10 protein-coding genes are annotated in these 11527 nt (G+C 68.1%); 9 read left to right on the top strand and 1 reads right to left on the bottom strand.

From position 1 onward, the window contains the following. Positions 1–33 precede the first annotated feature (33 nt). The 5 genes from NS4_RS09870 (at position 34) to NS4_RS09850 (ending at position 2659) form a co-directional block, all read left to right on the top strand. Positions 34–714, top strand: a complete 681-nt coding sequence (locus NS4_RS09870) for a type II secretion system F family protein (RefSeq protein WP_245665236.1) — start codon at positions 34–36, stop codon at positions 712–714. 183 nt (positions 715–897) lie between these two features. Then, a complete protein-coding gene (locus NS4_RS09865) occupies positions 898–1494 on the top strand; it encodes a type II secretion system F family protein (protein ID WP_063059225.1) in 597 nt (198 codons plus the stop codon). A 93-nt stretch (positions 1495–1587) separates the two neighbouring features. Further along, positions 1588–1809, top strand: a complete 222-nt coding sequence (locus tag NS4_RS09860) for a DUF4244 domain-containing protein (protein ID WP_063059268.1) — start codon at positions 1588–1590, stop codon at positions 1807–1809. Between the two features lie 92 nt (positions 1810–1901). After that, the gene (locus NS4_RS09855) at positions 1902–2216 is read left to right on the top strand and encodes a TadE family type IV pilus minor pilin (RefSeq protein WP_174552080.1); all 315 of its coding nucleotides are present in this window, start codon (positions 1902–1904) and stop codon (positions 2214–2216) included. After that, complete coding sequence (locus tag NS4_RS09850) at positions 2213–2659, top strand: Rv3654c family TadE-like protein (RefSeq protein ID WP_369690207.1); 447 nt, start codon at positions 2213–2215, stop codon at positions 2657–2659. Before NS4_RS09855 ends, NS4_RS09850 begins: the two co-directional genes overlap by 4 nt. Positions 2660–2869: 210 nt before the next feature. Here the strand turns inward: NS4_RS09850 and NS4_RS09845 are convergent, their stop codons facing one another. Continuing rightward, positions 2870–5266, bottom strand: coding sequence for a DEAD/DEAH box helicase (locus tag NS4_RS09845; protein WP_063059224.1), 2397 nt, complete (start codon positions 5264–5266; stop codon positions 2870–2872). A 433-nt stretch (positions 5267–5699) separates the two neighbouring features. Between NS4_RS09845 and NS4_RS09840 the strand changes: the two genes are divergently transcribed. The 4 genes from NS4_RS09840 to NS4_RS09825 all read left to right on the top strand — a co-directional run bounded on the left by NS4_RS09840 (position 5700) and on the right by NS4_RS09825 (position 11481). Then, positions 5700–5906 (top strand): cold-shock protein, encoded by a 207-nt coding sequence (locus NS4_RS09840; RefSeq protein WP_011206895.1) that lies wholly within the window; start codon positions 5700–5702, stop codon positions 5904–5906. Positions 5907–6749: 843 nt separating this feature from the next. Further along, a complete protein-coding gene (gene topA, locus NS4_RS09835; RefSeq protein ID WP_063059223.1) occupies positions 6750–9662 on the top strand; it encodes a type I DNA topoisomerase in 2913 nt (970 codons plus the stop codon). Between the two features lie 69 nt (positions 9663–9731). Next, the gene (locus NS4_RS09830; RefSeq protein WP_063059222.1) at positions 9732–10238 is read left to right on the top strand and encodes a DinB family protein; all 507 of its coding nucleotides are present in this window, start codon (positions 9732–9734) and stop codon (positions 10236–10238) included. A 52-nt stretch (positions 10239–10290) separates the two neighbouring features. Further along, positions 10291–11481: a DNA polymerase III subunit delta' gene (locus NS4_RS09825; protein ID WP_063059221.1), complete on the top strand. Its 1191-nt coding sequence runs from the start codon at positions 10291–10293 to the stop codon at positions 11479–11481. The last annotated feature ends 46 nt before the right edge of the window (positions 11482–11527 follow it).

Here is an 11527-nt window from a genome sequence, read left to right as displayed (position 1 = left end):
GTATTCGAAGTTCGTCGGACACGAGTTCTTCCTATGCGGTGGGTGATACGCGGGGCGGTCGGTATCGGATGTGCGCTGGCGTTCGTGCTGGGGAGCGGCAGCCTGATGGCCGCGCTCCTCGTCGCGGGCACTATCGCGGTGCGGGTGCGCCGCTCCCGCCGGACTCGTCTGCACCGCACCGAATGCGGATACCTCCTCGAAGGACTCGAGGCCGTCGTCTCCGAACTGCGGGTGGGCGCGCACCCGAGTGCCGCGGCCGCCATCGCCGCCCGGGAGAGCGGCGGTATCGCGGCGGCGGCCTTCGCGGTCGGTTCGGCGCGCAGCAGGCTGGGCGGGTCCGGTGCGCAGGGATTGCTCCGTCCCGACTCGGTGATAGCCGCCGAACTGGGTCGGGTGGCCGATGCCTGGCAGGTCGCCGAGAGACACGGCCTGGCGCTGGCCGAACTGCTGGCGGCGGCCCGCGCCGACCTTGCAGCCCGGATCAGATTCCGGACCCGGACCGACGCTTCGCTGGCCGGTGCTCGCGCCACCGCGGCGATTCTTGCGGTGCTGCCGGTGCTGGGTGTAGGTCTGGGCCAGCTGATGGGTGCCCATCCGCTCCACGTACTGTTCGTCTCCCCGGCGGGGCGCTTTCTCCTACCGCTGGGCGCCGGGCTGGCCTGTGCCGGATTGCTCTGGGCAGACGAGATAACCCACCGGGTGGCCCCGCGGTGAACCCGAATATGCCCGCCGACTCCGTCCGACATGCCGCCGAGCGGACCTTCTTCCGGCGAGACGAGGACAGCTCGGTACACGTAGCGACGCCTCGCCAGGGGCCCCACCGATTCCGGTCCGCGGCCTGCGCGGCGGCGGTGTCCATCCGGTCGGCCTTCTCGAACGACGCCGAAAGGAACAACGATGGCGTTCCACGCCTGGCCGTTCACCCTGCTGTCCGTCGCGATCCTGCTGGTACCGGCCCCACCGTCGGTGGTGTCCCGGTTGAGCTTCGATACGGCTGCCCGGCGGGTAGAGGGCCCGAAACCCGTCGCGGCCGCCGACCCGGTCGCGATCGCGACGCTGTTCGATCTGCTGGCCGCCTGTCTACGGGCCGGTTTACCGACCGCCGCCGCACTGCGTGCTGTCGCGCCGGCCGCACCCGATTCGCTATCGGACCGGCTACAGCGGGTGGCCGATCTGCTCGCCCTCGGTGCCGACCCGGCCGTGGCATGGGCTCCCACCGAATCCGGTACCTCCCCGGCTCCCGAATTCGACGCGCTCGCCCGGCTGGCACGGCGCTCGGCGCGCTCGGGTGCATCACTGGCGGCAGCCATAGGCGAACTCGCCGGGGAGCGCCGCACCCAGGCAGAGGAAGCGGCGACCGCGCGGGCCGAACGGGCCGGTGTCCTGATCGGCGGACCCTTGGGCCTGTGTTTCCTACCGGCGTTCATCTGCCTGGGCATAGTGCCGGTCATCGTCGGCCTGGCAGGTGGGGTGCTGGGCGGGGGCCTGCTGTGACGCCGCGGCCGGCGGCTACCGAGTTGTGCTCGTACGGAACGGCTGTACGAGCCGAGAAGAGAGGGGGTCGGGGTGCTCATGAGCCCAACGACGATGTGGAACGCGTGGAAGCCGGCGCGGGGAGTGTGGCGAAGGGCGAACGCACGGCTGCTGCGCGTGGTGGCGGAGGAGGAGGGGATGAGCACGGTCGAGTACGCGATCGGGACCATAGCCGCGGCCGCTTTCGGCGCGGTGCTGTACACCGTGGTGACCGGCGAGAGCATCCCCGATGCGCTGACCGGGATCATCGAGAAGGCGCTGAACACCAGCGTCTGAGGTATCCGATCGGCTCGACGGGCACCGGGGCCGCCGACGCCGGCAGCGCTGTCGGTGCGTTTCGGCGCCCGATCACCGACGAGACCGGGTCGGTGACCGTCGAAGCGGCGATCGCGATCGCCGCGATCGCCGCTACCGCCGTGTTGTGCATCGGAGCAATGCTGGCGGTGGTGACCCAGGTGCGGTGTGTGGACGCCGCGCGCGAGGCTGCCCGGCTGGCGGCCCGCGGCGATCGTGGTGCCGCGGAGGTCGCCGCGCGCGGGGTGGCACCGGAAGGGGCGGATATCTCGCTGCGCTACGAGGGCGGTCGGGTGATCGCTGTCGTAGCGTCCGATACTCCGCTGTTACCCGTTCTGCGGCTGCGCGCCGAGGCGGTGGCGGCAACAGAGCCGGATCCGAGCCCGTGAGTAGCCGAGATCGAACGCCGCCGTACCGGCGAACGCGGTGCGCGGGTGCGACTCGGCCCGTCTGTCCGATTCGGTACCGGCCGCGGCTCACGGCAGGTGAGGAGGGCTCCGCGACGGTCACGGCATGTCTGGCACTGGCGGGCTTGATCGTGGTGACCGTGCTCGTCGTCCAGTTCGGCGGGGTGGTCGTGGCGCGGCACCGAGCCCAGGCCGCGGCGGATCTGGCTGCCCTCGCGGCCGCGGGCGAACTCTGGAACGGCGCGGAAGCCGGATGCGCAGCGGCTCAGGCCCTCGGACGGCGAATGGCGGCTCATGTCGCGCGGTGCGAGATAGACGGCTGGGAGGCCGTGATCTCGATCGAAGAAACAATACCGTTGGGTCCGTTCGGGACGCGGAGTATACGAGCGGTTGCGCGAGCCGGGCCGGTCGGAGAAGCGCCGTGATCGCACTATGTCGAATTTTGTTAACGGCGAATACGGTATTCACTTAGCGACGGCAATTAATGGTCCGTTACTCGAATTCGACATATGTTCCGGAATTGATACGAAAGCACTCTCTGTAGCTACCGACCGGTCCTTTAGCAACGATTCAGTTAATATGATGCTTATCCTCTTAATTCGGCCGGCGGGTATGCGTACTCTGCCCGCTTTCACTCATCCGGCAACACCGTGACCACCAGGGTGCCCCATAGCCGTGGCGCGTCGACGTTCCGAGTGGGTGAGCTCGGCGAGAATCGCGGTCAACAAGCGGCTCGCCCCGGCTTTTTCCAGGGGATCGTTGCCGTTCCCGCACTTGGGCGACTGCACGCAGGACGGGCACCCGTTACGGCAGGTACACGCCTCCACCGCCGCGAGCGTGGCGGCGAGCCAGCGCCGCAGCATCGTGTAGCCGCGCTCGGCGAATCCGGCCCCACCGGGCTGCCCGTCGTACACGAAGACCGTGGGCAGACCGGTGTCGGGGTGCTGAGCTGTGGATACCCCGCCGATGTCCCATCGGTCGCAGGTCGCTACCAACGGCAACAGACCGATCGCCGCGTGTTCGGCGGCATGCAGGGCACCCGGCACCGCGGCGGCCTCGATCCCCGCGCGGTCCAGTAGGTCGGGCGTGACGGTGTAGAGCACGGCGGTGGTGGGCAGCGTCTGTTCGGGCAGGTCGAGTTCGACCAGGTCGAGGACCTCCCCGGTGACCAGAGTGCGCAGGTAGCCGACCACCTGGCTGCGCACCGTCACGTCTGCGAAAGCCGCGGTGACCTCGCCGAAGGTCGTGCTCTCGCGCACCGTGTCCAGCGTGAGGGAGGTGATCCGGCGGGCACTGGTCGTCCACCCCGGGGTATCGGCGCGGACCAGTGCGACACCGCCCTCGAGGTCCAGTTCCTCGACCAGATAGCTTTCGCCCTGGTGTAGGTGGACGGCGCCTTCGTGCAGGGTGGCAGGGGCTCGTCCGCCATCCGCCGTGCCGAGTAGCCGCCCGGTTTCGGCAACCACGATCGCGACCTGGGTGCCGATACCGCCGCGGATGTCGACATCTTCGTGCGGCGGTTCGGCACCCGTATAGAACCAACGGCTGCCGCCCTCGGCTCCTCGTCGCCGGAGGAGTCCCTGACCTGCCAATTCCGTAAGTACTCGATGGGCGCCGAGGGCTTGGGCCTCCGTGTCGGCGATGGGTAATTCTATGGCCGCGCAGAGCAGTTGCGGACCGAGTACGTACGGATTCGAGGGATCGATGATGCTGGCTTCCACCGGGCGGTCCAGCAGTGCTTCGGGATGATGCACGAGATAGGTGTCCAGGGGGTCGTCACGGGCCACCAGCAGGGCCAATGCCCCCTGTGTCCGGCGCCCGGCCCGGCCGATCTGCTGGCGGAACGAGGCGACCGTGCCGGGGAACCCGGCCAGTACCACGGCGTCGAGCCCGGCGATGTCCACCCCGAGTTCCAGAGCGTTCGTCGTCGCCGCGGCCAGCAGAGACCCGTCGGAGAGCCCGGCTTCCAGCGCCCGCCGGTCCTCGGGCAGATAGCCACCGCGGTAGGCGGCGACGCGTGGCGCCAGTGCGGGGTCGATTTCGGTCAGGCGCTGCCGGGTGTGGACGGCGATCAGTTCGGCCGCCCGGCGCGAACGCGCGAAGGTCAGTGTCCGTGCTCCCTCCAGGACCAGGTCGGCGGTGATACGTGCCGCCTCTGTGGTGGCACCGAGCCGGACGGGCGCACCGTTCTCCCCGGTCACCGCGGTAAGTAACGGCGGCTCCCAGAACGCGACGGTGCGCGGTCCGCGCGGCGACCCGTCCTCGGTCACCGCCACACAGTCGGCGCCGATCAACCTGGACGCCGCCGCGGCGGGATCGGCGGCCGTCGCGGAGCAGAGGACGAATACCGGATCGGCGCCGTAATGGGCCGCCAGGCGGCGCAATCGGCGCAGGACCAGCGCCACATGGGAACCGAACAACCCCCGGTAGGCGTGACACTCGTCGACCACTACGTAGCGCAGACGCCGGAAAAACCGTGACCAGCGGCGATGCGAGCGCAGCAGGCTGGAGTGCAGCATGTCGGGGTTGGTGAACAGCCAGCGGGCCTCCGCGCGCACCCACTGCCGGATCTCGGTGGGGGTGTCGCCGTCGTAGGCCGCGACGGAGATCCGGCGCAGAGATCCGTGTCGGGTGAGTCCGCCGACCATGCGGAGTTGATCGGCGCCCAGTGCCTTGGTCGGGGCGAGGTACAGCGCGGTCGCGCGCTGGTCCTCATGCAGTGCGGTGAGAACGGGGAGCTGGTAACCGAGCGACTTTCCCGACGCCGTCCCGGTCGCCACCACCACATGCTGCCCGCGAGCGGCATGGTCGGCGGTGACCGCCTGGTGACGCCACGGTGTGTCGATACCTTCCGCACGCAGCGCGTCGACGACATCCGGAGCCGACCAGGCCGGCCATTCGGCCGGTGCTGCGGCCCGGCCCGGGATCTCGGCGATATGGGTCAGTCGCGAATCCGTGGCCGGAACGCCGTCGAGGACACGATTCAGCAACGATCGCCCATAAGAGCGATCGGGCCGGCTCTCTCGACTCATGCCTGCGCGCCTTCCGGATCTCCGAACAATGTGAAACACCGCCGTCCGCTTCGTTCGACCTGCGGATTCGATACCCAATAGCGATCTGGGTCACAACCGGGTACTCGGTCCGAACGCTGGTTATCGGAAGGCAAACATACCGGAGGTTCAGATTCGTGCCGACTAACCCTTACCCCCGCATTCGCTAGATCATTTTTTTTGCAAATTGTCGGTAACTCCGCTGTTGAATTCCCCAAAGACATGGTTCACTGGTTCTCGGTCGCAAGCTTCTGTGTTCGAGGGACGGATGCAAAGTCCAAACCCCTGGCAGGATCGATGTTGCGAACGGCATACGTTGGCCCCCACGGGAGTCCAGAGTAGCGCCGATCGGAACAGGCCCGGTGGACGAAACCCAGTTGTCCGCCGTTCCGAGTAAGAAAAGAGAAGGAACAGAATGGCACAGGGAACTGTGAAGTGGTTCAACGCGGAGAAGGGCTTCGGCTTCATCGCGCCCGAAGACGGCTCTGCGGACGTCTTCGTCCACTATTCCGAGATCCAGGGTTCGGGATTCCGCACCCTCGAAGAAAATCAGAAGGTCGAGTTCGAGGTTGGTCAGGGCACCAAGGGCCCTCAGGCCACCGGAGTTCGCGCGCTCAGCTGAGCGAGTCCCCTCCCAGTTCGTCCCTCGCCTCCCGTAACGGGAGCGAGGGACGAACTATATGTGGAGTATGCGTATCTCCGCGTCCGTTCCGGCCGTGCGCTCTCGGCGTGGCGGGGTAGCAGCCCGGCATATGTGGTGGCGGATTATCGGAGCGTCCCCCTCACCCTTGCGTGGGTGGCCATCGGCTACCGACGTGCGCTCGAACAGCGAGCGGGTAGGCGCCTCGTTCGTGAGATCAGGCGGCCCCCGGGTGGGCACTCCGCCGATACGTTCATGGCACGGCGGCGCGTCCACCATGCATTTCCGGCGTATCGGCGCAGCCGGGCCGCAGCGACTTCCGCGTGCCGGGGTATCCGCTGCCACCGTGCTCTCCGGGTGCGGCGATGCACATGCAATGTGTCTTACGCGGAATCTCGCCCCTCTTGCGCACGCGCGCTTTTTAGAAGCGGCGCCCGCCGGGCGCTCGGCGGGCAGTGCGGCAGCGTACGGGGCCTGTGGATGGTGTGCTGCCCCACTCCGTGGCACTCCCGGCGCCTACCGCTCGGACCGGTCGAACGTGCTCCGCGCCACGCGCGGGCGGGAGGCCGATCGGTCTTCGCGCATACCGGTCAAGCCGATACTGCGTGGATTCGTGACGCACCGTGCGTGCCGACTGTCGGCGCGGCCCTGCATACTGAACGGCATCGACGCGCCATCGCCCGATGGTCGCAACCGTTCGACCACGCGCGGCGTCGAGGTATAAACGTGACTGGTGGTGATGTAAGGCGTCACCATCTGCTCAATCAGCCGCGTCCTGCCGTACCGAGCAGTGTTCAGCGGGTCGAGAAGGAAAGGGATTCGCCGGTGGCAACACGAGACCGAAACGCAGCCGAGGCGGGTCGTCCCGTGCGTCGTCTCGTCATCGTCGAATCGCCGACGAAGGCCCGCAAAATCGCGCCCTACCTGGGGCGGGACTATACGGTCGAGGCATCGGTCGGCCATATCCGGGATCTGCCGCGTGGTGCGGCCGATGTCCCGGCCAAGTACAAGGGCCAGGAGTGGGCCCGGCTCGGGGTGGACGTCGACAACGACTTCGAACCCATCTACGTCGTCAGCCCGGAGAAGAAGGGCAAGGTCACCGAACTCAAGGGTCTGCTGGCCGACGCCGACGAGTTGTATCTGGCCACCGACCCCGACCGTGAGGGCGAGGCCATCGCCTGGCATCTGCTGGAGACGCTGAAGCCGAAGGTTCCGGTTCGGCGGATGGTCTTCCACGAGATCACCGAGCCGGCGATCCGCGCGGCCGCCGCAGACACCCGCGACCTGGACAACGACCTGGTCGACGCGCAGGAAACCCGGCGCATCCTGGATCGGCTGTACGGCTACGAGGTCAGCCCCGTGCTGTGGAAGAAGGTCATGCCGCGGTTGTCGGCGGGCCGAGTCCAGTCGGTGGCGACCCGGGTGATCGTGCAGCGCGAGCGGGAACGGATGGCGTTCCGATCGGCCGAGTACTGGGATATCGCCGCCAAGCTGGACGCCGGCGGCGAGGCAGACTCCGCCAATCCGCGGGTTTTCGCCGCCCGTCTCGTCGACGTGGACGGCTCGCGGGTGGCGACCGGCCGTGACTTCGGGTCCGACGGCCGGCTCAAGGCCGACTCCCGGGCGCTGGTCCTGGACGAGGCTCGGGCCCGCCGCCTGGCCGAGGCCTTGCACGGCGCCGATCTGGTGGTCACCTCGGCCGAGTCCAAGCCCTACACCCGCAAACCGTACGCGCCGTTCATGACCTCCACGCTGCAGCAGGAGGCCGGCCGCAAGCTGCGGTTCACCTCGGAACGCACCATGCGCACCGCGCAGCGGCTCTACGAGAACGGCTACATCACCTATATGCGTACCGACTCGACCACGCTGTCGGAGTCGGCGATCAATGCCGCGCGCACCCAGGCCACGCAGCTCTACGGTGCCGAATTCGTGCATCCCACCGCCCGTCAGTACACCCGGAAGGTGAAGAACGCGCAGGAAGCGCACGAGGCCATCCGTCCCGCGGGTGACACCTTCGCCACCCCGGGCCAGTTGCACGCGCGGCTGGACAACGATGAGTTCCGGCTCTACGAGCTGATCTGGCAGCGCACCGTCGCCTCACAGATGGCCGACGCCAGGGGCACCACTCTCACCCTGCGGATCACCGGCACCGCCGGCACCGGCGAGGAATGCGTGTTCTCCGCCTCGGGGCGCACCATCACATTCCCGGGCTTCCTGAAGGCCTACGTGGAAAGTGTCGACGAGGAGGCCGGCGGGCAGTCCGACGACGCCGAGACCCGGTTGCCGCAGCTCGCCGAGGGCGCGGGCGTCACCGCTGTCGAACTGAATCCCGACGGGCACAGCACCAACCCGCCCGCCCGCTACACCGAGGCCTCGCTGATCAAATCGCTGGAGGAGCTCGGCATCGGGCGGCCGTCCACCTATTCGTCGATCATCAAGACCATTCTGGATCGCGGTTACGTCTACAAACGCGGCAGTGCGCTGGTGCCGTCCTGGGTGGCCTTCTCGGTGACCGGGCTGCTCGAACAGTACTTCGGCCGGCTGGTCGATTTCGATTTCACCGCTGCCATGGAAGACGATCTGGATGCCATCGCCGGCGGGCGGGCGCAGCGCGGGAACTGGTTGTCCAGCTTCTACTTCGGTGGTGACGACGGAGCCGAGGGCTCGGTCGCGCGGTCGGGCGGCCTGAAGCGCATGGTCGGCGAGCGGCTCGACGATATCGATGCCCGCGTGATCAACTCCATCAAATTGTTCAGCGACGACGCCGGGCGTGATGTAGTGGTGCGGGTCGGCCGGTACGGGCCGTACCTGGAGCGAATGGTCACCGATCCCGCCGCGCCGGACGCCGAACCGACCTCCCAGCGGGCGAACCTTCCCGACGATCTGCCGCCCGATGAACTGACCCCCGAGGTCGCGGAGGAACTCTTCGCCACCCCGGCGGAGGGAAGGCACCTGGGCTTCGACGACGACGATCATGAAATCGTCGTCAAGGAAGGCCGTTTCGGCCCGTACGTCACCGAAATCCTCCCGGAGGCGGAGGAGGAACAAGGGGCGAAGAAAACCGCGAAGAAGAACGCGCCGAAACCGCGGACCGGGTCTCTGTTCAAATCCATGAGCGCGGCGACCGTGACGCTCGAAGACGCGTTGAAACTGCTGTCGCTGCCGCGAGTGGTCGGCACCGACCCCGCCACCGGCGAGGAGATCACCGCGCAGAACGGTCGGTACGGGCCGTATCTGAAGAAGGGCACCGATTCACGGTCGCTGGCCACCGAGGACCAGATCTTCACGGTGACCCTGGACGAGGCCCTCAAACTTTATGCCGAACCCAAACGCAGAGGTAGACAGGCCGCGGCAGCCGCGCCGCTCCGGGAACTCGGCAACGATTCCGCCACCGGGAAGCCGATGGTCATCAAAGATGGGCGTTTCGGGCCCTACGTGACCGACGGTGAGACCAACGCCAGCCTGCGTAAGGGCGACGAAGTGGAATCCATCACCGACGAACGCGCCTCCGAGCTGCTGGCCGACCGGCGCGCCCGCGGCCCGGTGAAGAAGGCGGCCAAGAAGACCGCCAAGAAGGCACCGGCCAAGAAGGCCGCCGCCAAGAAGACCACCACCGCGGCGAAGAAGACGACCACCGCGAAAGCGGCTGCGAAGAAGACGGCGGCCAAGAAGGCTCCCGCCAAGAAGGCCCCGGCGAAGCAGGCCGCGGGCCGGTCGTCTTCCCAGCGCGAAGACTAGACGGCGGCCCTCTGTCGGATCGTCGCAGTAACGTCGCGCGCGAATATCGTCCACTGACAAGGAGCGCCGATGCCCGGTAGCCGGGAACGCGAGGATCTCATCCAACTGCTCGACGAACAGCGCGAGATGTTCCGCATAACGCTGCGGGGTATCGACGACGAGCAGGCGCGGCAGCGGACCACCGCGAGCGAGCTGACGCTCGGCGGCCTGCTGCACCACATCATCCGCTGCGAGCGAGAGTGGACGACGGTGCTCGTCGAGCGGGACGAGAACGCGGAACAGAAACTCGAGGATTACGAGGGCGAATACATTATCGGCGACGACGAGACAGTCGCCGGGCTGCTCGCCGAATGGGAGCGTGTCGCCGCGAACACCGCCGAGCTCGTGCGCGCCGTCGATGATCTGGACGCTTCGATTCCCACACCCACCAACCCGTGGGTACCCGGCCGTGTGTGGTGGTCCGCGCGGTTCCTGATCCTGCACATCCTTCGTGAGATCGCCCACCACAGCGGGCACGCCGACATCATCCGCGAACAGTTGGACGGGGCGAACACCACCGCACAGCGCGCCGGGTAGCCGTCCCGCGGACAGTGGGGGCGTGGCCGGTCGAGCGTATTAGGGTGTGAGCGTGGTGGGTGTCTTCGAGCGTCTCGTGGGTCAGGCTTCGGTGACCGCCGATCTGACCGCGGCCGCGGTCGCGGGCCGATCCGGTGTGGCCGAGGGCGCCATGACGCATTCGTGGCTGTTCACGGGCCCGCCCGGGTCCGGTCGTGAGGTCGCGGCCCTATGCTTCGCGGCCGCGCTGCAGTGCACAGATCCCGAGCAGCCCGGGTGCGGCCGCTGCCACGCCTGCACCACCACCATGGCGGGCACGCACGGCGATGTCCGCCGGGTGGTCCCCGAGGGTCTGAGCATCTCCACCAAGGAGATGCGCGGGATCGTCCAGATCGCGGCCCGGCGGCCCAGCACCGGCCGATGGCAGGTGGTGGTGATCGAGGACGCCGACCGGCTCACCGAAGCCGCGGGCAACGTGCTGCTCAAGGTGGTGGAGGAGCCGCCCGAGCGGACCGTGTTCCTGCTGTGCGCCCCTTCGGTGGATCCGGAGGACATCTCCGTCACCCTGCGCTCTCGCTGCCGGCACGTTCACCTGGTCACCCCCTCAGCTCCGGCGATAGCCCAGGTCCTGCGTGAATACGACGGCCTCGATCCGGAAATCGCCGACTGGGCAGCCGCCGTGAGCGGCGGTCATATCGGCCGCGCCCGCCGCCTCGCCACCGACGACGATGCCCGCGCCCGCCGCCGCCGCGCCCTGGACATCGTGACCGCGGTGACCCGCGGCACCGCCTACCTCGCCGCCGACGAACTGGTGAAGGCGGCCGAAGACGAGGCGAAACAGCTCAGCGCCGAACGTGACGACCGCGAACGCGAAGAACTGGCCACCGCCCTCGGCGCCGGTGGCACCGGTAAGGGCGCCGCGAGCGCGACCCGGGGTTCGGCGGGCGTCCTCAAGGACCTGGAACGCCGCCAGAAATCCCGCGCCACCCGTACCGGCCGTGACGCCTTGGACCGCGCTCTCCTGGATATCGCGGGCCTCTACCGCGACGCCCTCGCCATCGCCTTCGGCGACCCCGCCGGTATCACCATGACCCACCCCGATATGGCCGACCGCGCCCGCGAGCTGGCGAGCCGAGTCCGTCCCGAGGGCATCCTCCGCTCGATCGATGCCGTCCTCGCCTGCCGCGAAGCCCTCGACCGGAACGTCAAGCCCCGTTTCGCGGTGGCCGCCATGGCCGCCACCCTCATCGCGCAAACATCCTGACCAGCCGTTTTCGCGTTCCCAGGGCGGAGACGATAGACTCGCCACG

Origin of the sequence: Nocardia sienata NBRC 100364 (genome assembly GCF_001613205.1) — a bacterium.
GTDB classification, from domain to species: Bacteria; Actinomycetota; Actinomycetes; order Mycobacteriales; family Mycobacteriaceae; genus Nocardia; species Nocardia sienata.
This window is presented reverse-complemented; position numbering and strand designations above follow the sequence as displayed.

Bases quoted from the DNA above. Each gene is read 5' to 3' on its own strand.
- NS4_RS09840 (WP_011206895.1), top strand. From the start codon at position 5,700: ATGGCACAGGGAACTGTGAAGTGGTTCAACGCGGAGAAGGGCTTCGGC.
- NS4_RS09860 (WP_063059268.1), top strand. From the start codon at position 1,588: ATGTGGAACGCGTGGAAGCCGGCGCGGGGAGTGTGGCGAAGGGCGAAC.
- NS4_RS09865 (WP_063059225.1), top strand. From the start codon at position 898: ATGGCGTTCCACGCCTGGCCGTTCACCCTGCTGTCCGTCGCGATCCTG.
- NS4_RS09870 (WP_245665236.1), top strand. From the start codon at position 34: ATGCGGTGGGTGATACGCGGGGCGGTCGGTATCGGATGTGCGCTGGCG.
- NS4_RS09845 (WP_063059224.1), bottom strand. From the start codon at position 5,266: ATGAGTCGAGAGAGCCGGCCCGATCGCTCTTATGGGCGATCGTTGCTG.
- NS4_RS09830 (WP_063059222.1), top strand. From the start codon at position 9,732: ATGCCCGGTAGCCGGGAACGCGAGGATCTCATCCAACTGCTCGACGAA.